The organism is Mesorhizobium sp. M1078 (assembly GCF_040318615.1).
In the GTDB taxonomy this organism is placed as follows: Bacteria; Pseudomonadota; Alphaproteobacteria; order Rhizobiales; family Rhizobiaceae; genus Mesorhizobium.
In genome coordinates this window covers 492,934-514,765 of the sequence record NZ_JAMYMP010000001.1, presented here as the reverse complement: position 1 = coordinate 514,765, position 21,832 = coordinate 492,934, and the positions used below count along the sequence as shown (strand labels likewise).

Genomic DNA, 21,832 nt, shown 5'->3' with positions numbered 1-21,832 from the left:
CGACAACGCGGCAATCGTCCACAGCTGTCACCGCATTGGGCATGTTTTTCCAACGGGGGGCATGCTTTTCCAAAAGGTCAAAATTCCGCGTGAATTTTGTTTCGGGCCGTGCCAGATTGCCTTGAGCGGGAGGGGAGTACACTCCTGGCTGATGCCGCATGCCTGCCGGAGAACCGGGCAGGCGGACGGCGCGTAACGGAAAAAAATAACCGACAGGGTGTGGATCACATGAAACGTATCGTTCTCGGCCTCCTGGCCGCAACCGCAATGGTTCTTCCGGCTTTCGCCGCGGATGTCCAGCCGGCCATCCTCTACGATCTCGGCGGCAAGTTCGACAAGTCCTTCAACGAGGCTGCTTATCACGGGGCCGAAAAGTTCAAGACCGAGACCGGCACCGCCTATGTCGAGTTCGAAGTGTCGAACGCCTCGCAACGCGAGCAGGCGCTGCGCCGCTTCGCCGAGGACGGCCGCAACCCGATCGTCATGGCCGGGTTTGCCTGGGAGGATGCGCTGAAGGTGGTCGCGAAGGAATATCCCGATCTCAACTTCGCCATCATCGACGATGCCGTCGACATGCCCAATGTCCGCTCGCTGGTCTTCAAGGAAAACGAAGGCTCCTATCTCGTCGGTATCCTGGCGGCGATGGCCTCGAAGTCCAAGAAGGTCTCCTTCATCGGCGGCATGGACATTCCGCTGATCCGCAAGTTCGAATGCGGCTATGTCGGCGGCGCCAAGGCGGCCGGTGCGACCGATGTCATCCAGAACATGACCGGTGACACGCCCGCGGCGTGGAACGATCCGGCCAAGGGCGGCGAGATCGCCAAGACGCAGATCGACCAGGGCTCCGACGTCGTCTATGCCGCGGCCGGCGGCACCGGCGTCGGCGTGCTGCAGGCGGCGGCGGATGCCGGCAAGCTCGGCATCGGCGTCGATTCCAACCAGAACGGCCTGCAGCCCGGCAAGGTGCTGACCTCGATGCTGAAGCGCGTCGACGTTGCGGTCTACACCGCCTTCATGGACGGCAAGAACGGCACCTTCAAGGGCGGCCTGCAAAATCTCGGCCTCAAGGAAGGCGGCGTCGACTACGCCATGGACGACAACAACAAGGCGCTGGTCACCGACGAGATGAAGGCTGCCGTCGAAAAGGCCAAGGCCGACATCATCGCCGGCACGATCCAGGTGCACGACTACACCGCCGACAACGCCTGCCCGTATTGATCTGTATCCATTAGAGTTGAAACCGCCGGGCGAGAGTCCGGCGGTTTTGTTTTTGGGTTTGACGGGGGCCGCAACTTGAGAGGCGAGAGTGAAGCCGACCATCGGACCGATGACCGAACGCGATGTTGATGCAGTGGCGCGACTGCGCATCGCCGCCTTTTTCGAGGGCAGCGCAAGAACGCTGAATGAGGACGTCGCCGGGCTTCGCGAGTTGCTCAACGGAGATGGCTTCGAGGCGGCGCTTGTGGCGCGGATAAGGGACGTCCCGGTCGGGACCTGCCTGCTGGTTCGCCACGAACTTGAACCCGCGCATGAGCTGACGCCTTGGCTGGCGGGATTGGTCGTCGATAGCGACCACCGCGGCAAAGGGATCGGCCGCGCGCTGGTTGCAGCCATCGAAGCGCATGCAACCGCGATCGGTGTGGAGAGGACCTACCTCTATACGTGGGTGGCGCGAGACTTCTATGCCGGGCTCGGTTGGGCAGTGGTCGAGTCGTTTGAGCAGGGCGGGTACCCGATGCTGCTGATGTCGCGCGAACTCGGCCTATAGCTGTCCGACGAGATAACCCAGCGCGAATATCATGATCAGCGCGATGGCGATGACGGCGCCGCGTCGGCCACCGAGCGAATGCACGCCGACGCCATAGGGCTTCCGCTCCAGTCTGCCGATCACCGGCTTCGCTTCGTCGTGGCCGACCACACGCATCTGCGGCAGTTCGGCGATGCGTTGCGAGATCAGCCGCCGATCGCTGCCGCCCGATGGCGCACCACGGTCGAGGACATGCATGCGCTCGGCCAGCCGCATCACCGTGTCGCGGAAGGCGGGATCGATCTCCAGGTCGCGCTCGGCACGCTCGCGGTCGCGATCGTTCATCAGGCCAAGCACATAGTCGCCCGCCCGCGCAACGCGATCGCTTTCACCGGCCATCGGCTTCTCCTTGCTACCAGTGCGGCGGTTTGGTTATGGGCACGTCGGGGGCCGACTGTTCCTCCAGCGCCATGAAGCGCCCGGTCAGCGCATCGAGCTTGCGCTGCATGCGTTCGATCGCCGTCCACTGTTCGGCGATCTGGCCCGACAGTTCCTCGATGGTCTTTTCCTGTTCAGCGGCGCGGATTTCCAGCGTCGTCAGCCGGTCGACAGGCATGATCATTCGAAACTCCCGGTCCTGGTGCACGCAGTTGCAGCATGATGCGACTGTTGAGCCTTGCATATTAGTGAATGTGAAGGTCTGCGGCCACGTTCGAAATTGACAAGCGCACCGGGATTTGTCGAGAGTGGCCACTGCGCCGCCAATTGGCACGGGTGGGGCATCATGCTAGGCGTTTTGACCAAGCGATAAAAAAATAAGAGTGGGAAAGGCTGCATGGCGCAAGCCGCAATCGAACTGATCGGCATCAACAAGAGTTTTGGCGCCGTTCGCGCCAATCGCGACATCAATCTGGAGATCGCACGCGGCACCATCCATGGCATCGTCGGCGAGAACGGCGCCGGCAAGTCGACGCTGATGTCGATCCTCTATGGCTTCTATCAGGCCGACAGCGGCGAGATCCGCGTCGGCGGCAAGCCGGCGTCGATCAAGACCTCCAACGACGCCATCGCGCTCGGCATCGGCATGGTGCATCAGCACTTCATGCTGGTCGACAATTTCACCGTGCTGGAAAACATCATCCTCGGCGCCGAAAGCGATGCGCTGTTGAAAAAGAGCATCGCCAAGGCGCGCTCCGAACTGGAGCGGCTCGAGCGCGAATACGGGCTGGAAGTCGATCCCGACGCCATCATCGAGGAATTGCCGGTCGGCCTGCAGCAGCGTGTGGAAATCCTCAAGGCGCTTTATCGCGGTGCCGAAATCCTGATTCTCGACGAGCCGACGGGCGTGTTGACGCCGGCCGAGGCCGACCATCTGTTCCGCATCCTCAGGCAATTGAAGGACCAGGGGAAAACGGTGGTGCTGATCACCCACAAGCTGCGCGAGATCATGGCCATCACCGACAATGTCTCGGTCATGCGCCAGGGCACGATGGTGGCGACGCGCGAGACCAGCAAGACGACAGTCGGCGAACTGGCCGAACTGATGGTCGGACGGCGCGTGCTGCTGCGGGTCGAAAAGGGCGAGACGGAGGCCGGCGCGGTCAAGCTCGCGGTCAAGAACCTGACGGTGAAAGACCAGCGCGGCGTCACCATGGTCGACGACATCTCCTTCGATATCCACGCCGGCGAGATCGTCGGCATTGCCGGTGTCGCCGGCAACGGCCAGTCCGAACTGCTCGAGGCGATTTCCGGCATCAGGCGCGCGGTTTCCGGCTCGGTGATGCTCGATGGCAAGCCGATCGACCTGACCGGGGCCGCCGATCCCGGCGAGTTGCGCGACCGTGGGCTCGCCCATGTGCCGGAGGACCGCCATCATGTCGGCCTGGTGCTGGCCTTCGAGGAGAACGAGAATTCGATCCTCGGCTACCATGACGACCCGCGCTACCTCAAAGGGCCGTTCCTCAACATCGACGCCATCATGACCGATGCCAAGGACAAGATCGAGAAATACGACATCCGTCCCGGCAATCCGCGTCTGAAGACGGCGAATTTCTCCGGCGGCAACCAGCAGAAGATCGTGCTGGCGCGAGAAATGGAGCAGGATCCCGGTGTTCTGATCGTCGGCCAGCCGACGCGCGGCGTCGATGTCGGCGCCATAGAATTCATCCACAAGCGGCTGATTGCCATGCGCGACCAGGGCAAGGCGGTGCTGGTGGTGTCGGTCGAGCTCGACGAGATCCGTTCGCTGTCGGACCGCATCCTGGTGATGTTTGCCGGGCGCATCGTCGGCGAACGTGGCCCGGAGGCGACCGAGGGCGAGCTTGGCCTGCTGATGGCAGGCGTCGATCGCCAGGAGGCGGCAGAGTGAGCACGCCTTACGCCAAACTGCCGGCCTGGGCCGATTATGGGCTGATCCCGCTGATCAATCTGTCAGTGGCTTTCATCGTTGCCGGTTTCGTCGTCATGCTGGTCGGCGAAAACCCGTTTCGTGCCGCCGTCATCCTGGTCGAGGGCGCTTTCGGCAAGGGAACCGGCATTGCCTTCACGCTGTTCTATGCCACCACCTTCATCTTCACCGGCCTGTCGGTGGCGGTGGCCGCGCATTGCGGCCTGTTCAACATCGGGACCGAGGGCCAGGCCTATATTGCCGGCCTTGGCGTGGGCGTGGTCTGCCTCGCCTTCGACACTGTGCTGCCGTGGTGGCTGACCTTTCCGCTGGCGATCGTCGCCGGAGCCGCCGTCGGTGCGCTGTGGGCGCTGATCCCGGCCTATCTGCAGGCCAAGCGCGGGTCGCACATCGTCATCACGACCATCATGTTCAACTTCATCGCAGCCTCGATCATGGTCTACCTCCTGGTCGGGCCGTTGAAGCCGGCGGCGTCGCAGGCGCCGCAGACGCGCAACTTCCTCGCCGGCGCCGAACTGCCCAAACTCAACTGGATCATCGAACTGTTCGGCGCCAAGATCCGCTCGGCGCCGTTCAACATCTGCTTCCTGCTGGCGCTGCTCATGGCATTCCTGGTCTGGCTGCTGATCTGGCGCACCAAGCTCGGCTACGAGATGCGCACCTATGGCCACAGCCCGAAAGCGGCGCGCTATGCCGGCATTTCGGAGACCCGCATCATCATCATCGCGATGATGATTTCGGGCGCGCTGGCCGGCATGATGACGCTGAACCCGGTGATGGGCGACCAGCACAATGTGGCGATCGATTTCGTCTCCGGCGCCGGCTTCGTCGGCATCGCCGTGGCGCTGATGGGCCGACTGCATCCGGTCGGCATCGTGCTGGCGGCGATCCTGTTCGGCATGCTCTACCAGGGCGGCGCCGAACTTGCCTTCGAAATGCCGGCGATTTCCCGCGACATGATCGTCATCATCCAGGGTTTGGTCATCCTGTTTGCCGGTGCGCTGGAGCACATGTTCCGGCCCTACGTCCAGGCGCTGTTCGCCTCGTTCAGTCCAAGGTCGGTCGGCATCGAAGCGGTCAAAGGGAAGGGCGCCTGAGATGGACGTCTTCATCGCCATCGTGCAGATCCTGGACTCGACCATACGCCTGTCGGTGCCGCTGCTGCTCGCTTGCCTCGCCGGCCTCTATTCGGAACGCGCCGGCGTTTTCGACATCGGGCTGGAAGGCAAGATGCTGGTCGGCGCCTTTGCAGGTGCGGCCGCCGCTTCGGTCTTCCATTCGGCCTTCCTCGGTCTCGGCATGGCGATCGTGATGTCGGTCGCCTTTGCCCTGGTGCACGGCTTCGCCTCGATCACCCATCGCGGCAACCAGATCGTCTCCGGTGTGGCCATCAACTTCGTCGCCGCCGGCTCGACCATCATTCTGGGCCAAGCCTGGTTCCAGCAGGGCGGGCGAACGCCGGCGCTGCAGCCGGGCGAGCGTTTCGAGGCCATCACTCTGCCTGGTGCTGCCGCGATCCACGACGTGCCGATCATAGGGCCGATCTATTCCGAGCTGCTCTCTGGCCATTCGATCCTGGTCTATCTCGCTTTCGCCATGGTGCCGTTCACCTGGTGGGTGTTGTTTCGCACCCGCTTCGGCCTGCGCCTACGCGCCGTCGGCGAGAACCCGGCCGCCGTCGACACCGCCGGCATCTCGGTCGCTTGGCTGCGCTACCGGGCCCTGATCTGCACCGGTGTGCTGACCGGCATTGCCGGCGCCTACCTCTCGATGGTGCAGAATGGCGGCTTCGTGAAGGACATGACCGCGGGCAAGGGGTACATCGCACTGGCGGCGCTGATCTTTGCCAAATGGCGACCGGTCAACGCTATGTTCGCCTGTCTTCTGTTCGGCTTCCTCGACGCGGCGGCGATCCGCCTGCAGGGTTCGCCGCTGCCGTTGATCGGCAAGGTGCCGGTGCAGTTCATGCAGGCGCTGCCCTATGTGCTGACCGTGATCCTGCTTGCCGGCTTCATCGGCAAGGCGATCCCGCCGCGCGCCGGCGGCGTGCCTTATGTCAAGGAACGTTGATCCGGGCGCCCAGGAGCACTGTGTCGAACATGCGGCTGGTGCTCGAAAGGCGCCAGGAAAACGCAAATGGCCGGGTTTTGACCACGATCGTCGGAGAGAACACCTGAATGTCGCATGATCTGTTCGAAGCCGCGCAGGAGGCCATGGCCAAGGCCTACGCGCCCTATTCGAAGTTTCCGGTGGGTGCGGCGTTGCGCACCGAAGACGGCCGTGTCTTCACCGGCGCCAACATCGAGGTCGCGTCCTATCCGGAAGGCTGGTGCGCCGAGACCACGGCGCTCGGCCATTACATCATGGGGGGTGGCGGCAAGATCGTGGAAATCGCCGTCATTGCCTCGCGCATGGCGAAATGCTCGCCCTGCGGCGGCTGCCGGCAAAGGCTGGCGGAATTCTGCCGGCCGGACACAAAGCTCTATCTTTGCGACAACATCGGCGTGGTCGAGACCGTGACGATGGGCGACATGCTGCCCTACGGGTTTCGTGGCGACATTTTGAAGTGAGAGTTGGCTGATATGAAGGAAGCTCTGGACCACCTCGTTGAAAGGCTGGACGGGTTGGCGCCGACAACGGCGATGGTGCTGGGGTCGGGCCTTGGCGGGCTTGTCGACCAGGTCGAAAATGCCGTGCGCATCTCTTATGCCGACCTGCCGGGTTTCCCCCGCAGCGGGGTGACTGGCCATGCCGGCGAGGTGGTCGCGGGGCTTTTCGCCGGCACGCCGGTGCTGATGCTGTCCGGCCGCGCCCATTATTACGAGCACGGCGTTGCTGCTGCAATGCGGCCGGCGCTGGAGGTGCTTGCCGGCATCGGCATCACCAAGCTGATCCTTACCAATGCCGCCGGCTCGGTCGATCCCGACATGCTGCCTGGATCGGTGATGCTGATCACCGATCACATCAATTTCTCCGGCTCCAACCCGCTGATCGGCGAGCCGAGCGACCGCCGCTTCGTCGGCCTGACCGAAGCCTACGATGCCGGCTTGCGCGCGGCGATCGAACGGGCGGCGAAGGCGACAGGGACGGCGCTGCACAAGGGCGTCTATATGTGGTTTTCCGGTCCGTGTTTCGAAACCCCTGCTGAAATCCGCATGGCCCGCGTCATGGGCGCCAAAGCGGTAGGGATGTCGACCGTACCGGAGGTCATTCTCGCCCGCTTCCTTGGGCTTCGCGTAGCCGCCTGTTCGGTGATCACCAATCTCGCCGCCGGGATGACCGGGGCGGAACTGTCGCACCAGGAGACCAAGGACATGGCGCCGATCGGCGGCGCACGGCTGGCGACGATCCTTGCGCATGTGTTCCAGGATGGGTTGCCGGAGCCGAAGGGCGCCGCCTGATGCTTCCGCAGGAAATCATCCGCCGCAAGCGCGACGGCCAGAAACTGTCCGCACAGGAGATTTCGGCTTTTGTCGCCGGCGTGACTTCGGGCAGCGTCTCGGACGGCCAGGTCGGCGCCTTTGCCATGGCGGTTTTCTTCAACGGCATGAACCGCGACGAGGCGGTGGCGCTGACGCTCGCCATGCGGGATTCAGGCGATGTGCTCGACTGGTCGGACCTGCCGGGTCCGGTCACCGACAAACATTCGACCGGCGGCGTCGGCGACAATGTCTCGCTGATGCTGGCGCCGATCGTCGCCGCTTGCGGCGCCTATGTGCCGATGATATCCGGCAGGGGCCTTGGCCATACCGGCGGCACGCTGGACAAGATGGATGCCATCCCGGGCTATACCAGCCAGCCGGATATCGCGCGCTTCCGCAAGACGGTGCTCGAGACCGGCTGCGCCATCATCGGCCAGACCGCCGATCTCGCGCCGGCCGACCGTCGGCTCTATGCGATCCGCGATGTGACCGGAACGGTGGAATCGGTGCCGCTGATCACTGCCTCTATCCTGTCGAAGAAACTCGCGGCCGGCCTGCAGTCGCTGGTGCTCGACGTCAAGGTCGGCAATGGCGCCTTCATGGAGAAGTCGCGCGACGCGACAGCACTGGCCAACAGCCTGGTCGAGATCGCCAACGGCGCCGGCCTGAAGGCCTCGGCGCTGGTCACCGGCATGAACGAGCCGCTGGCGTCGGCGGCCGGCAACGCGGTCGAGGTGCGCAACGCCGTCGATTTCCTCACCGGGAGGCTCCGCGACAAGCGACTGGAGGATGTGACGCTGGCGCTGGCCGCCGAGATGCTGCAATCGGCAGGGCTGGCGTCGTCCAATCAGGACGGTCTCAGGCGCGCGGCCGAGACGCTGGCCGGCGGCCGCGCGGCAGCCGCCTTCGCGCGTATGGTGACAGCGCTTGGCGGTCCCGCCGATTTCGTCGAGAAGCCGGAAAAATACCTGCCGAAAGCGGCGGTGGAGTTTGCGGTCAAGGCGACAGGCAACGGTTTTGCCACCGGTATTGCCACCCGCGATATCGGCCTTGCTGTGGTCGGGCTCGGTGGCGGGCGCACGCGGCCGGACGACAGGATCGACCATGCGGTCGGCATCACCAGGCTACTGCCGCTCGGCGCCGAGGTGCGGGCCGGCGAGCCGCTGGCGCTGGTCCACGCCCGCACGCAAGTGGAGGCCGAAGCGGCCGCAGCCGCCGTGCTTTCGGCCTATGCGATCGGGGCGTCGAAACCAGCCGCCGACAAGACTGTCATCCGGCGCGTGCTGCCGCGCGGGTAGCGGAAGGCGCTACTGCACCAGCAACAGTGTGCCGTTTTCGACCTGGTATTTTGCCAGCCGCTGCAAAAAGCTCATGCCGATCAGGTTGGTGCGCAGCGCCTTGTCGTCGAGGACCACGGCCTGGATGTTGTCGACGCTGATCTTGCCGATCTGCAGGCGGTCGATGTTGACCACAGCGGCCCTGATCGCGCCATTGGCGGTGTTGACCTGATGGCTGAAATCCGACGGGTTGAGCGAGATGCCGATGCGGCGCGCCGTCGAGGTGTTGATGGCGACCAACGTGGCGCCGGTGTCGATCATGCCGTCGATCTGGCGGCCGTTGAGCTTGAAGGCGGAGGTGAAATGGCCGCGCTCGTCGGCCGCCACCAGGACCTTGCGACCTGTGGGCAGCGGTGCGGCCGGCTTGTCGGGAACCGAGGCGAGGCTCAGCTCGGGCTGCGGTTGCGGCTTGCCGGCGACGGTCGACTTCAACAGGTTGTCGAGAATCTGCGGGTTCGACTGATAGACGATCAGGATCGATGCCGACGTTCCGGCGAACACGCCCAGAATGAGAAGCTTGCGCAGCATGAACGGACCTTCGTGAAGGCCCATTCTCGTGCGCACATGGTGTTTGCCGCTTTAACGCCAACCCGAAACCGCGGCTTTGCGTAAACGGGCGGTAAACGACTGGATGTCAGCTGGCCTTGCCAGCCGCCGTCATTTGGTTCCGTACATGCGGTCGCCGGCATCGCCGAGGCCGGGCATGATGTAGCCCTTCTCGTTGAGCTGGCGGTCGATGGAAGCGGTAAAGACCGGGACATCCGGATGCGCCTTGGTGAAGCGCTCGATGCCTTCTGGCGCCGCCAGCAGGCAAAGGAAGCGGATGTTGGTGGCGCCGCGCTCCTTCAGCTTGTCGATGGCCGCGATGGCCGAGTTCGCGGTCGCCAGCATCGGATCGACGACGATCACCAGCCGGTCGGCGAGATCGCTCGGCGACTTGAAGAAATATTCCACCGCCTCCAGCGTTTCGTGATCGCGGTAGAGGCCGACATGCGCGACGCGGGCCGCCGGGACCAGGTCGAGCAGGCCTTCGAGCAGGCCATTGCCGGCGCGCAGCACCGAGGCGAAGACCAGCTTCTTGCCCTCCAGCGTCGGCGCTTCCATGGTTTCCATCGGCGTTTCGATGGTCGTCGTCGTCAGTTCGAGGTTGCGGGTGACCTCGTAGCCGAGCAGCAGCGAGATCTCGCGCAGCAGCCGCCGGAAACCGGCGGTCGACGTCTCCTTCTTGCGCATGATGGTGAGCTTGTGCTGGACAAGCGGGTGGTCGACGACGGTGACGCCCTGCATGGGTTGCTCCAGTGAATGGTGAATAGTGAATAGTGAATAGTGAGCAGGTTTGCGAGTCCCGATGGATCGATCATTGCCGTTGACAGGCCGAACCGCCGGCAAACCAATCACCAATCACCAGTCACCAGTCACCAGTCACCTCTTCGCATCGAGCCGGGCAAGCAGCGCGCTTTTCGTCTTCCTGTCGACGAAAGCCGCTTCGATCGCCGTCCTGGTGACGGCGGTCAAAGCTTTTTCATTCATGGAGAAATGCTCGGCGGCGATGTCGTATTCGCGCTTCAGCGAGGTCCAGAAATAGGGTGGGTCGTCGGAGTTCAGCGTCACCTTGCAGCCGGCCGCCTGCAGGGCAGGCAAAGGGTGATCGGCGAAACTGTCGTAGACTTTGAGCGCGATGTTGGAGCCGGGGCAGCATTCGAGCACGATGCCCTCATCGGCGATGCGGCGCACCAGGTCGGGATTTTCGATGGCGCGCACGCCATGGCCGATGCGCGAGGGGCGGATGTGGTCGAGTGCGGCCTGCACCGTCTCCCAGCCGGTCAACTCGCCGGCATGGATGGTGATACCAAGACCCGCTTCACGGGCGATCTCGAAGGCCCTGACATAATCCTCCATCTCGCCCATGCGTTCATCGCCGGCGACGCCGAAGCCGGTGACCAGCGGATTTCCGCAGCGCGCCGCAAAACGCGCCGCCTGCTCGATCGATTCGACGCCGACATGGCGTACGCCGGTGACGATCATGCGGCCCTCTATGCCGGTCTTGGCTTTGGCGCGCAGCATGCCTTCGCCGAGCGCATCGGTGTAGGCCTTGGGCGACAGGCCGGCCCTGACGGCATGGTCGGGCGAGGTGAAGACTTCGGAATAGATGGCGCCGTCGCGGGCAAGGCTGGTCAGATAATGGTCGGCGAGGCGGGCATAATCCTCCTCGGAGCGGAACAGGTCGGCGGAAAAGTCGTAAGCCGCGAGGAAAGAGGTGAAGTCGTGCCAGACGAACGAGCCGTTCTGGATATAAAGCGAGGTGTCCTTGCCGTATTTCTGCGCCTGGCGGACGACGAGTTCGGGCGCCGCTGCCCCCTCGATGTGGCAGTGCAGTTCCGCTTTCAAAGGCATGCAGTTATCCCGTCTCATCAGTCCAGGCCGTAAGCCCACCACCTGGAAGCGCGGCCGAACACCGCGCCTTAAACAATAGCGCCCGCACCATCGATCGGCTATGGTCCCGCCGGTTTTATGACGGATCAAAATAATGTCAGTTGAGAGAACCACGGCCGCGGGCGGCATGGAAACCTCCTATGGTTTCAAGAAGGTAGGGCCAGGCGACAAGCAGCCTCTGGTCAACGAGGTTTTCCACAAGGTGGCGAACCGCTACGACCTGATGAACGACCTGATGTCGGCCGGGCTGCACCGGCTGTGGAAGGATGCCATGGTGACATGGCTCAATCCGCCGAAACGTCCGGGCTGGAAAGTGCTCGACGTGGCCGGCGGCACCGGCGACATCGCCTTCCGCATCGTCGACGCCAGCCATGGCAACGCGCATGCCACGGTGCTCGACATCAACGGCTCGATGCTCAGTGTCGGCCGTGACCGCGCGGAGAAAAAGGGCCTGTCCGGCAACACCGATTTCGTCGAGGCCAATGCCGAGGAACTGCCTTTCACCGATAGCACCTTCGACGCCTACACCATCGCATTCGGCATCCGCAACGTGCCGCGCATCGATGTCGCGCTGACGGAAGCCTTTCGCGTGCTGAAGCCTGGCGGACGGTTCCTGTGCCTGGAGTTTTCCGAGGTCGAGATGCCGCTGCTGGACAAAGTCTACGAAGCCTGGTCGTTCAACGCCATTCCGCAGATCGGCAAGATGGTGACGGGCGAGGGCGAGCCATATTCCTACCTGGTCGAATCGATCCGCAAATTTCCCAATCAGCAGAACTTTGCTGCCATGATCACCCGCGCCGGCTTCGAGCGCGTGTCGTTCCGCAACTATTCCGGCGGCATCGCAGCGCTTCATTCGGGCTGGAAGCTTTGAGGCCGGACAGTTTGCAGCAGCAGGGTAGACGATGAGCAGCGTCGGCGCCGCCTTTCGGCTCGCGCGGGCCGGCTGGGTGCTGGTCCGCGAGGGCGTGATCGCAGCACTGCCGGGGGACGAACTCAGCGGCCTGCCGAAATTCGGCTGGCGCATGGCCCGGCTGTTCACCCGCCGCCGCGCGCTCGCTTATGAGCGCAGCGACCGGCTGGCCAAGGCGGTGGTCCGGCTCGGACCCTCCTACGTCAAGCTCGGCCAGTTCCTGGCGACGCGGCCCGATGTCGTCGGCAACGACATGGCGCTCGACCTCGCCATGCTGCAGGACAAGATGCACACTTTTTCGCAGGCGGAAGCGGTGGCGGCGATCGAGGGCTCGCTCGGGCGCAAGATCGGCGAACTCTATACGCAGTTCGGCGGGCCGGTCGCGGCGGCCTCCATCGCCCAGGTTCATCCCGCGCAAGCCATGCATGACGGTGTCGATACCAAGGTGGCGGTGAAGGTGATCCGGCCTGGCGTGCGCCGCCGCTTCTTCCAGGATCTCGAAAGCTATTTCCTCGCCGCCCGGCTGCAGGAGAAATACATCCCGTCGTCGCGCCGGCTGCGGCCGGTCGAGGTGACCGAGACGCTGGCGCAGACCACCAAGATCGAGATGGATCTTCGCCTCGAGGCGGCCGCACTTTCGGAACTGGGCGAAAACACCAAGGACGATCCGGGCTTCCGCGTGCCGTCGGTCGACTGGGAGCGCACCGGGCGCGATGTGCTGACCATGGAATGGGTCGACGGCGTCAAGATGAACGACATCGCCGGCCTCGCGGCGGCGGGGCACGATCTGAAGGCGATCGCCACCAACCTGATCCAGTCGTTCCTGCGTCACACGCTGCGCGACGGCTTCTTCCATGCCGACATGCATCCAGGCAATCTGTTCGTCGAGGCCAATGGCAATATCGTCGCCGTCGATCTCGGCATTGCCGGACGGCTCGGCAAGAAGGAGCGCCGGTTCCTCGCCGAAATCCTCTACGGCTTCATCACGCGCGACTATCTGCGCGTCGCCGAGGTGCATTTCGAGGCCGGCTACGTGCCGCGTCAGCACAATGTCGCGGCTTTCGCGCAGGCCATTCGCGCGATCGGCGAGCCGATCCATGGCCAGCCGGCTGAAACCATCTCGATGGCGAAGCTTCTGACGCTGCTCTTCGAGGTCACCGAACTGTTCGATATGGCCACGCGGTCGGAACTGATCCTGTTGCAGAAGACCATGGTGGTGGTCGAAGGCGTCGCGCGCACGCTCGACCCGGCCTTCAACATGTGGAAGACGGCCGAGCCGGTGGTCGGCCAGTGGATCGCCGGCAATCTCGGCCCGAGCGGCCTGCTGATGGACGCGCGCGACGGCGCCAAGGCGCTGCTGGCGCTGGCCCGCCAGGCGCCCGATCTTGCCGCCCGCACCGAACGGCTGTCGCGCGAGATCGATTTTATGGCCGAACACGGCCTGCGCTTCGACGAAGCGACATCGCGCGCCATCGGCAAGGCCGAAGCGCACTACTCCCGCTCCGGCCGGATGGCGCTGTGGGTCCTCGCGCTGACGCTGGCGTATATCGCGTGGAAGCTGCTCTGATCGCTTGCAACGCTAGCAACTGTGGTGCTAGCGTTGCGATCGCGCTATTGATGTCGCGGAGCAAGTCATGGGCACCATTACTGTCCGCAATCTAGCTGACGACGTGAAGCAGAAATTGCGTGAGCGCGCTGGGGCGCGCGGGGTGTCGATGGAGGAAGAGGCGCGTTATGCGCTTGCCAAAAGCGTGCTGTCGGCGGAAGCCGGCATGCCCGAGAGCGAAACCCTCTATGCAACAATCCGCCGCTCGGTTGAGCCTCATGGAGGTTTTGACATCGATCTGCCCCAGCGAGGTCAATCCACAAAAACGCACAAAACCCTCGGCGGCAAACGCATCCTGCTGATCATCGGCGGCGGCATCGCCGCCTACAAGGCGCTGGACCTGATCCGCCGGCTGCGCGAGCGCGGTGCGGCGGTGCGCGTCGTGATGACATCGGCGGCGCAGGAGTTCGTCACCACGCTTTCGGTCGGCGCGCTTTCGGCCGACCATGTTTTCAGCGAATTGTTCCACCTCAATGACGAGCACGATGTCGGCCATATCCGCTTGTCGCGCGAGGCCGACCTTCTGGTGGTGGCGCCGGCCACCGCCGATCTGATGGCCAAGCTCGCCAACGGCCACGCCAACGATCTGGCCTCGACGGTGCTGCTCGCCACTGACAAGAAGGTGCTGATGGCGCCGGCGATGAATCCGAAAATGTGGTCGCATGCCGCGACGCGCCGCAACCGGGCGACGCTCGCCAAGGATGGCATCGCCTTCGTCGGCCCGGCCAAGGGCGAGATGGCGGAGAGCAACGAGGCGGGCGAGGGCCGCATGGCCGAGCCGCTGGAGATCGTGGCAGTGATCGAGGCACTGCTCGACAGCAGGCCGAAGCCGCTGGCCGGCCGCAGGATCATCGTCACCTCGGGGCCGACGCATGAGCCGATCGACCCGGTGCGCTACATCGCCAACCGCTCTTCGGGCAAGCAGGGCCATGCGATTGCGGCAGCGCTGGCGAGACTGGGCGCGGATGTACGCCTGGTCTCCGGTCCGGTCAGCATTGCCGATCCGGCCGGCGTTGTGACGACACATGTCGAGACCGCGGCCGAGATGAAGGCGGCCGTCGAACAGTTGTTGCCGGCGGACGCCGCGGTCTTCGTAGCTGCCGTCGCCGACTGGCGCACCGCTGGCACGGCCGGCGAGAAGATCAAGAAGGTGGCGGGCCAGGGCCCACCGGCGCTGCAAATGGTCGAAAACCCCGACATTCTCGCCAGTGTTGGTCATCACGGGCAACGGCCGGGGCTGGTTGTCGGCTTCGCCGCCGAGACGCAGGACCTGATTGCGAATGCCGAGGCCAAGCTGAAGAAGAAGGGCGCCGATTTCATTGTCGCCAACGATGTCTCGCATGAAAGCGGCGTCGGCCCCACCGGCGTCATGGGCGGCGACCGCAACAAGGTGCGCATCGTCTCGAAGGACGGTGTCGAGGAATGGCCTGAGATGGGCAAGGGCGAGGTGGCGGCGCGGCTCGCCGCGCTCATCGCCGAGCGTTTGCAAGCCTGAGCGGCCGCCGGTTCCGCAATCGGGCAGGCCATGGTCTTGCAAGCAGCCTTGTGGCCGAGGGCATTTGACGCCGACAGCGCCGGCGGAATGCTGTCGCCAAATTCTCGATCGGCCGTGCCCTCAGCCTGGCGCCAGTTGCGGCCGGCGTGCCTCCAAAGCCATCTTCAACGCCGCCAGGCAACCGACAATGCCGAGCGGCACGAAGGCCAGGTACAGCCAGCCGGCGACGTGCGCTGCTGCCTCGCGGTTCAGTCCGTCCGAAAAGCCGCTGGCATTGGCGATGATGCCGGCCATGGCGGCGCCCACGGCGTAGCCGATGCGCTGCATGGTCGGCACGGCGGCCGAGGCGATCGTCTGCTCGCCGCCGCGGGCCGAGGCGACGATGATGCGGGTCAGGAAGGGCCATGACACGCCGAAGCCACCGCCTTGCAACAAAGCGCAGAGCAGGATCAGCGGGATCGAGCCGGCGGGGATGGCATAGGCGAAACCGGCGAGGCCGGCTGCAATCATCAGCGCGCCGATGACGAGGATCTGCCGTTCGCGCTGCAGCGGCGCATTGGCGACGGCGATCGACAGGATCGACCAGGCGATCGATTCGGCGGCGATGATGTAGCCTGTGGTCAGGATCGGGATGCCGTGCAGCGTGGTAAGCAGAAGCGGCCCGTAGATGGAAAAAGAGACTGTCGCCACCGAGAAGGCGGCAACCATGCTCATGCCGCTGCCGACCGGCGAGCGCCATGAGAACAGGCCCGACGGGAACAGTCGCGATTGCGGCTTCATGGCGTCGACGAAAACGAACAGCGCCAGGCCGGCGAGGCCGAGGACCAGCAGCAGCGACGATCGAAGCAAGGCGACGTCGACGCCTGCGGTGGCGATCAGCACGACGGCGATGGCGAGGCAGCCAAGTGCTGCAAAGGGGAAGGGCGGCGAGGTGCCGGCGGCGGCTTGCGGCTTCGTCGCTTCCGGCGTGTTCAGGACGATGAAGCTTGCCGATGCCATGGCGATGCCACCCAGCACGAAGACGCCGAAGGCCCAGCGCCAGGACAGGAGTTCGACCATGATCGCGCCGAGCATCGGGCCGCTGAAGGCGGCGACGCCCCAGATCGCCGACATGATGCCGAACAGCTGTGGCCAGATGCTGCGGTTAAACAGCCGCTCGACCGAGACGAAGGCCAGCGACACCAGCGCACCGCCGCCGAGACCCTCGACCAGACGGCCGCCAAGAAACACCGGCATGGACGGCGCGGTGGCGCAGATCAGTGCGCCCACGGCATAGAGCAGGGCGGCGACCGTGACGTTGGAGCGTAGAGCGACATAGCTGACCAGCCGCCCGGCCGCTGCGCCGGCGACAATGGCGCCGAGCTCGTAGACGGCCAGCGACCAGCCGACGAACTGCACACCGGCGAGGTCCCCGACCATGGCCGGCATGACCGTCGCCACCATCGTCTCGTTGGTGGCGTGCAGCAGGATGCCGAGGCTGATGAAGCAGAAGCGCGCGAGGTCGCCGCTTGCCCACAATGCCCGCCAGTCGACCTTGTTGCTGGTGATTTCAGTCATTCTTTTACCCTGCCTTTGCATATCTCGATGCCGGCGCATGGCGCCAGAAGCCAGTCGCGCTTTCCGGCGGGGCCATGCGCGCTGTTTCAGTCAGGCGAGTTGTAAAACCTCAAGCGCAGTTGAGCTCAAGTGGCTTTTTATCGAAGTGCAAACGGTCGAGATTGGCCGGAAGCCTCTCCGCTTGATGCGCCGGTCAGTTCTCAATGCTGCGCAGCTGAAACTGGCTGACGCCGATCGCAATGTTGATACCGGTCTGCGTCTGCAGGCTGAGCGGCTGCAGGGTGAAGGCCTGCGAGGAGCCGCCGACCAGGAGATTGGCGCCGGCGCCGACCGCCGCGGTCACTTCGGCGCTGGCGCCGATATAGTCGCCGGCCAACGCGCCGGGCGCATAGATGTTCCTCAGCGGCGTCAGCACCAGCCATTGCATGACGGTCTGCTTGGTGGTGCCGATGTCGAGCCCGTATTTGTTGACGGCGCCGAAATAGGCTTCCGGCGAAAAGCTCTTGTCGGCCGGCGTGAAGGTGCAGCTCAGATCCTTGCTGGAGCCGAAGATGAAGCCGGTGCCGCCGCCGATGGCGCAATCGAGCACACCGAGTTCGATACCCTGGCCTTGCGCTTGGGCCTGGGCGGTACAGATGATGGTGATAGCGGCGGCGATGGCTGGTTTCAGCACGGCGGATCCCCCAAAAAGCATACGGCGCGAAACAGTAACCTGTTCCGCGCCGCGCGTAGAGGGATCAGTCGATCCTTATTTGCCGATGCTTATTTGAACGAGTGGATCAGTTCCAGGGAGGTCACGGCGACCGCTACATTGACGCCGGTCTGCGCCTGGACGCTGAGCGGCTCCAGCACAAAGGCGCCGTCGAGCCCGCCGACCAGCAGATTGGCGCCGCCGCCGGTCACCACGCTCGCCTCGGCGTTGACGCCGTAATAATGGCCGGCAAGGTCGCCCTCGTCATGGCCGCGGGTGGCGGCCAGAACCGCCCACACCAGCTGGCCCTGATGCGTCTGGCCGAGATCGACGCCGAGCTTGGAGATCATCCCCGTGTATTTCTCGGACCGCCCATGGTGATAAGGGCGGAACGTGCAGTCGACGCCCTTGTTCGACGTGATGACGTAACCGACGCCGCCGTCGATGGTGCAATCGAGCGTGCCGAGCTGAAGCTTGCCGGCGCTGGCGGGAACGGCAAGCAGCGTCGTGGCAAGTGCCGCGGCACAGATGATTTTCTTGATCATGGGTCAGTCCTTTCGAAAATGACTTCAACAACGGTTGAATGGCCCGGAGCGTTCCGCTGAAAACTTGGCGCGATCAAGGCAAGGGTTAACGCTTTGCCCCCGGTGGTTAAGATTGGGTGATAGTGGGGTTTTCTGGATACGCAATCCCTAGGGGACGGGCTCTGCGCTTTCCCGGGGAGAAACCGCTCACGCGGCGCACTGCATCAGGAATGGAACGTTGTTATAAAAGGCCGCCGATGGCGGCGCGCGGCCGCATCTCAGCCGGCGGTGGCGCCCGATGTGCGCGACAGGCCGTCCTTGGCCGGCTGGTAGGTCGGGTCGAGATGGACGGCTTCGCGGTAGGCCTTCGAGGCCTTGACCTTGTCGCCGCGGCGCTCGTAGATCAGCGCCTGGTTGGACCAGGCTTCGGCGTTCTTGCCGTCGAGCTTGATGGCCATGTTGAAGTCGGAGAAGGCGTTGTCCTCGTCATTCATGGCGAGATAGGAGAGGCCGCGGCCATTATAGGGTTCGGCGGCGTCCGGCGCCAGCGAGATGGCGGTCGAGAAATCCTCGATGGCAAACTTGTGCTGGCCCTGGCTCTGATAGATCAGGCCGCGATTGTGGTAGGCGCGGGCATCCGTGGTGTCGAGCTGGATCGCCTTCTGGAAATCGTTGAAGGCCTGCTGGGTCTGGCCGGCCTTGCGATAGAGGTTGCCGCGGCCGATATAGGCGGCGTCATAATTTGCATTGATCTGGATCGAGCGGTTGTAGTCGGCAAGGGCGGCCGCCTGGTTGCCGAGGAAGCGCTGGATCAGCGCCCGGTTCGAATAGGCCTGGTAGAAATTCGGGTTGAGCTGGATGGCGGTGTCGAAATCCTTCAGCGCCGCCTGGTACTGGCCGCCACGGCCATAGGCCGAGCCGCGCACATTGTAGCCTTCCGGATCCTGCGGATTGCGCTGGATCACCGCCGACAGCGAGGAGATGTTCTCGCTCGAGCCTTGCGCCTTGTCGATGTTGTTGAATTCGCCGGTCGGAACGCTCTGGCAACCGGCCAGCACCAGGCCGGACATCAGGGCTGCCGCCAGGGCCAAACCGCGCATTGTGGTTTTGCGCTCTACGCCGATTGCGTTCATGTCTGCCCTGTCCTCACTTCAGCCGCGCCGTCCAGGTCCCCCTCCGGGCCGGGTCACAGATTGTCGTAACAAAATCTAGAACGCCGTTTGCGCGTTCAAGGGAACGGCCTCCAACAGAATGGCGGCGCTCCAAACAAAAAGGTGGCGGCGATTCCGCATCGCGCCACCTCAGAGTATCCTTCGAAAAGGACGAAAAATTGGCGTCAGAACCGCGGCGGACGCGGAGCACCACCAGGACCACCGGCGGCGCCGGCAGCAACCGGGCGCGGCGTCATCGGCAGCAGGCCTTCGCGCTGGGCGCGCTTGCGGGCCAGCTTGCGGGCGCGGCGAACGGCTTCGGCCTTTTCACGGGCGCGCTTCTCGGAAGGCTTCTCGTAATGGCCGCGCATCTTCATTTCGCGGAAAATGCCTTCGCGCTGCATCTTCTTCTTGAGAGCGCGAAGCGCCTGATCAACGTTATTGTCGCGGACGAGTACCTGCACGGGCAATCCTGTCTTTCGGGTTTGATATCAACAGGCAAGTGACCATAGCCACATGCCTCCGCGGCGCTTTACACCACGAATTGTGGCGGCTGATAGCAGAATCAGGCCGCGCTGTCCACACTGGAAATGAAGGACAACCGCCAATTTGCCACGGCAGCCCCGAGATAGGGCGCCAACTAGGCGTTGGCCAGATGGAGCCGTGCGAAATCCTCGAAGAATTCGCCGTAATCGCAGGTAATTTCCTCGCCGGCTGATATATCTCGAGTGGCGGTGGCGCCGCCATATTGCGAAAAATCCGTGTTCGGCCGCTCGGCGTGGTTCATGAAGCGGCCATTATCGACTTCATAGACCATGAAGCCGGGACGGTCGGGGCTCGGATAGGCATAGCGGTCGAGCAATTCCTTGAGGTGCGGCGGCGCCGCCTCGTATTTGTCCATCGGGATCAGCCGGTCGAAATCCGGATCGAGCCGCCATATCGAGGCGCCCTTCCTGATCGGCTCGGCGGCGAACACGCCGACGCCTTCGATTGCGCTCTGGGCGACATAGGTCCTGATCAGCAGCATGTCCGTCCTCCTCACCCGAAACCGAATCGCCAAATCGCGTGGAAAAAGCAAGTCCGGTTTCGGGTTCTATGGCTGATCGGCGCGGGCGATGGCCCGCGAAATGCTTCACGTCCGGGTGATCGAGACGCCGCCATCGGCAAACAGCGCCGATCCTGTGGTGAAGCTCGACGCATCCGATGCCAGGAAGAGCGCAGCGCGGGCGATCTCTTCAGGCACAGCGACACGTTTCAAGGCATGCAGGTTTTCCACGAAAGCGCGTGATTCCGGCGTCTTGAATGTTGCCGACGGGGTGTCGGTGCCACCCGGCATCAGCGCGTTGACCCGCACGCCCCTGGGGCCGTATTCGGCGGCCAGTACCTGCGTCAGGCCGATCAGTCCGGCCTTGCTCGCGGCATAGCTGGTCATGCCCGGCATGCCGACTGTGTGACCGACGAAGGTCGAGGTGAAGATCAGCGATCCGCCGCCGCGTTCGACCATCGCCGGCACCTGGTATTTCGCGCCGAGAAAGGCGCTGGTCAGATTGGCGTCGAGCGTCTCGCGCCATCCGTCCAGCGACAGTTCCGAAATCGGACCCATCGTTCCGACGGAGCCGACATTGTTGAAGGCGATATCGAGCCCGCCGAATTTTTCGACGGCGAGATCGACGAGGGCTTTTGCATAGGCTTCGTCGCGGACATCGCCGGCAAGCGCGACTGCCGTGCCGTCGGCGTCCTCGATTTCGACGACCAGCGCATCGAGTTCGGCCTGGCGGCGGGCGGCGATGACGACCCTGGCGCCTTCTTCGGCGAAGAGTTTTGCGGTGGCGCGGCCGATGCCGGAACTGGCGCCGGTGACGATCGCTATTTTATTGGTGAGTACGAACATTTTCTTACATCCTTTCATCGCGCCGGCTGTGCCGGCAACCGGGATGTTGATCGCAGTTCGGGACGGTGCTAGCCACCCGATACGTGCTCGACTTGCTGAATGGCTTCGCAGCGGCACAAGCGCCGCGCGCCGGACTATTGCTTCAGCAGCCAGCCGAGGCGGTCGAGCGAAAATGCGTAGCTGATGGCGATGAGCAGCGTGATGACAACGCCCGTGGTTGTGTGACCGGCGGCATAGAATCCGGCTGCACCGCCAAACAGGATGGCCAGTTCAAGCACCAGCCTGACTGCGCCTGGTACAGGAACCGGCGCGCGTCCGGACCGGCTCGGATCGCCGCGCACCGCGAAGGTTCCCCACAGCGCAGCTGCAATGAACGGCAAGGCCAAGGCGAAGAGCCAGCGCCACCATCCGCCGGAGAGGCTCCAGCCGGCAAAGCCGAGGCCAAGCAACGCGGCAAGTTCCAGCAGGAAACGCAAGGTCAGATTCCACCAGGCGTTGCCCATATTCGTCCTCCAGAGTCTCGCGATCGCCAGTGTGTCCGAACGCAGCCATGCCTGCCAGCCCGGGCAGGTCTTTTCCGCCGCGGCGCAAAACGGCAAGCGCCGTCGCAAACAGCGCAAGGGTGGAAGCGCCGTTTCGCTAGTGATACACCTCGCGCGCC

The 21,832-nt window shown here is 64.0% G+C and carries 24 protein-coding genes; 11 read left to right on the top strand and 13 right to left on the bottom strand.

Features of this window, described 5'->3' with window-relative positions; all coding sequences use genetic code 11:
• Window positions 1-228 precede the first annotated feature (228 nt).
• A complete protein-coding gene (locus NKH38_RS02590; RefSeq protein ID WP_023683177.1) occupies window positions 229-1,218 on the top strand; it encodes a BMP family lipoprotein in 990 nt (329 codons plus the stop codon).
• An 88-nt stretch (window positions 1,219-1,306) separates the two neighbouring features.
• Window positions 1,307-1,768 (top strand): GNAT family N-acetyltransferase, encoded by a 462-nt coding sequence (locus tag NKH38_RS02585; protein WP_352758902.1) that lies wholly within the window; start codon window positions 1,307-1,309, stop codon window positions 1,766-1,768.
• Here the strand turns inward: NKH38_RS02585 and NKH38_RS02580 are convergent.
• On the bottom strand, window positions 1,763-2,146 hold the full coding sequence (locus NKH38_RS02580; RefSeq protein ID WP_352758899.1) for a hypothetical protein: 384 nt from the start codon (window positions 2,144-2,146) through the stop codon (window positions 1,763-1,765). The two genes, NKH38_RS02585 and NKH38_RS02580, sit on opposite strands and share 6 nt — an antisense overlap.
• A gap of 13 nt (window positions 2,147-2,159) precedes the next feature.
• Window positions 2,160-2,366: a SlyX family protein gene (locus NKH38_RS02575; protein ID WP_196813821.1), complete on the bottom strand. Its 207-nt coding sequence runs from the start codon at window positions 2,364-2,366 to the stop codon at window positions 2,160-2,162.
• 216 nt (window positions 2,367-2,582) lie between these two features.
• Between NKH38_RS02575 and NKH38_RS02570 the strand changes: the two genes are divergently transcribed.
• The 6 genes from NKH38_RS02570 to deoA all read left to right on the top strand — a co-directional run bounded on the left by NKH38_RS02570 (window position 2,583) and on the right by deoA (window position 8,874).
• Window positions 2,583-4,115, top strand: coding sequence for an ABC transporter ATP-binding protein (locus NKH38_RS02570; RefSeq protein WP_023698756.1), 1,533 nt, complete (start codon window positions 2,583-2,585; stop codon window positions 4,113-4,115).
• Entirely contained in the window at window positions 4,112-5,251 is a 1,140-nt protein-coding gene (locus tag NKH38_RS02565) for an ABC transporter permease (protein WP_023686470.1), read from the top strand. Before NKH38_RS02570 ends, NKH38_RS02565 begins: the two co-directional genes overlap by 4 nt.
• Before the next feature lies 1 nt (window position 5,252).
• On the top strand, window positions 5,253-6,224 hold the full coding sequence (locus tag NKH38_RS02560) for an ABC transporter permease (protein WP_023683182.1): 972 nt from the start codon (window positions 5,253-5,255) through the stop codon (window positions 6,222-6,224).
• A gap of 107 nt (window positions 6,225-6,331) precedes the next feature.
• Entirely contained in the window at window positions 6,332-6,724 is a 393-nt protein-coding gene (gene cdd, locus NKH38_RS02555) for a cytidine deaminase (protein WP_352758894.1), read from the top strand.
• Window positions 6,725-6,736: 12 nt separating this feature from the next.
• On the top strand, window positions 6,737-7,555 hold the full coding sequence (locus NKH38_RS02550; protein ID WP_023707594.1) for a purine-nucleoside phosphorylase: 819 nt from the start codon (window positions 6,737-6,739) through the stop codon (window positions 7,553-7,555).
• Complete coding sequence (deoA, locus tag NKH38_RS02545; protein ID WP_352758891.1) at window positions 7,555-8,874, top strand: thymidine phosphorylase; 1,320 nt, start codon at window positions 7,555-7,557, stop codon at window positions 8,872-8,874. The genes NKH38_RS02550 and deoA overlap by 1 nt, the downstream gene beginning before the upstream one ends.
• A 9-nt stretch (window positions 8,875-8,883) precedes the next feature.
• Here deoA and NKH38_RS02540 read toward each other — a convergent pair whose 3' ends face one another.
• The 3 genes from NKH38_RS02540 to NKH38_RS02530 all read right to left on the bottom strand — a co-directional run bounded on the left by NKH38_RS02540 (window position 8,884) and on the right by NKH38_RS02530 (window position 11,307).
• Window positions 8,884-9,441, bottom strand: coding sequence for a TIGR02281 family clan AA aspartic protease (locus tag NKH38_RS02540; RefSeq protein ID WP_352758887.1), 558 nt, complete (start codon window positions 9,439-9,441; stop codon window positions 8,884-8,886).
• Window positions 9,442-9,570: 129 nt separating this feature from the next.
• A complete protein-coding gene (upp, locus tag NKH38_RS02535) occupies window positions 9,571-10,200 on the bottom strand; it encodes a uracil phosphoribosyltransferase (protein WP_352758884.1) in 630 nt (209 codons plus the stop codon).
• A 135-nt stretch (window positions 10,201-10,335) separates the two neighbouring features.
• On the bottom strand, window positions 10,336-11,307 hold the full coding sequence (locus tag NKH38_RS02530; protein ID WP_023683187.1) for an adenosine deaminase: 972 nt from the start codon (window positions 11,305-11,307) through the stop codon (window positions 10,336-10,338).
• Window positions 11,308-11,440: 133 nt separating this feature from the next.
• Between NKH38_RS02530 and ubiE the strand changes: the two genes are divergently transcribed.
• The 3 genes from ubiE to coaBC all read left to right on the top strand — a co-directional run bounded on the left by ubiE (window position 11,441) and on the right by coaBC (window position 15,357).
• Entirely contained in the window at window positions 11,441-12,217 is a 777-nt protein-coding gene (gene ubiE / locus NKH38_RS02525) for a bifunctional demethylmenaquinone methyltransferase/2-methoxy-6-polyprenyl-1,4-benzoquinol methylase UbiE (RefSeq protein WP_023833596.1), read from the top strand.
• Window positions 12,218-12,248: 31 nt separating this feature from the next.
• Window positions 12,249-13,823 (top strand): 2-polyprenylphenol 6-hydroxylase, encoded by a 1,575-nt coding sequence (gene ubiB / locus NKH38_RS02520; protein ID WP_352758881.1) that lies wholly within the window; start codon window positions 12,249-12,251, stop codon window positions 13,821-13,823.
• 67 nt (window positions 13,824-13,890) lie between these two features.
• The gene (gene coaBC / locus NKH38_RS02515; protein WP_352758878.1) at window positions 13,891-15,357 is read left to right on the top strand and encodes a bifunctional phosphopantothenoylcysteine decarboxylase/phosphopantothenate--cysteine ligase CoaBC; all 1,467 of its coding nucleotides are present in this window, start codon (window positions 13,891-13,893) and stop codon (window positions 15,355-15,357) included.
• A gap of 120 nt (window positions 15,358-15,477) precedes the next feature.
• Here coaBC and NKH38_RS02510 read toward each other — a convergent pair whose 3' ends face one another.
• From NKH38_RS02510 to NKH38_RS02475, 8 genes are all read right to left on the bottom strand, one after another.
• Entirely contained in the window at window positions 15,478-16,914 is a 1,437-nt protein-coding gene (locus tag NKH38_RS02510; RefSeq protein ID WP_352758875.1) for an MFS transporter, read from the bottom strand.
• A gap of 193 nt (window positions 16,915-17,107) precedes the next feature.
• Entirely contained in the window at window positions 17,108-17,587 is a 480-nt protein-coding gene (locus NKH38_RS02505; protein WP_023671135.1) for a DUF992 domain-containing protein, read from the bottom strand.
• Window positions 17,588-17,676: 89 nt separating this feature from the next.
• Complete coding sequence (locus NKH38_RS02500; protein ID WP_352758872.1) at window positions 17,677-18,150, bottom strand: DUF992 domain-containing protein; 474 nt, start codon at window positions 18,148-18,150, stop codon at window positions 17,677-17,679.
• A gap of 257 nt (window positions 18,151-18,407) precedes the next feature.
• Complete coding sequence (locus NKH38_RS02495; protein WP_023686462.1) at window positions 18,408-19,262, bottom strand: tetratricopeptide repeat protein; 855 nt, start codon at window positions 19,260-19,262, stop codon at window positions 18,408-18,410.
• A gap of 203 nt (window positions 19,263-19,465) precedes the next feature.
• A complete protein-coding gene (rpsU, locus tag NKH38_RS02490; protein ID WP_023671138.1) occupies window positions 19,466-19,744 on the bottom strand; it encodes a 30S ribosomal protein S21 in 279 nt (92 codons plus the stop codon).
• Window positions 19,745-19,920: 176 nt separating this feature from the next.
• Window positions 19,921-20,307, bottom strand: coding sequence for an SET domain-containing protein (locus tag NKH38_RS02485; RefSeq protein WP_023740928.1), 387 nt, complete (start codon window positions 20,305-20,307; stop codon window positions 19,921-19,923).
• Between the two features lie 105 nt (window positions 20,308-20,412).
• Entirely contained in the window at window positions 20,413-21,171 is a 759-nt protein-coding gene (locus tag NKH38_RS02480; protein WP_023725218.1) for an SDR family oxidoreductase, read from the bottom strand.
• A 134-nt stretch (window positions 21,172-21,305) separates the two neighbouring features.
• Window positions 21,306-21,674 carry a YrdB family protein gene (locus NKH38_RS02475; protein ID WP_023671141.1) on the bottom strand — a complete coding sequence of 123 codons (369 nt, stop codon included), beginning with the start codon at window positions 21,672-21,674 and terminating at the stop codon, window positions 21,306-21,308.
• Window positions 21,675-21,832: the final 158 nt, after the last annotated feature.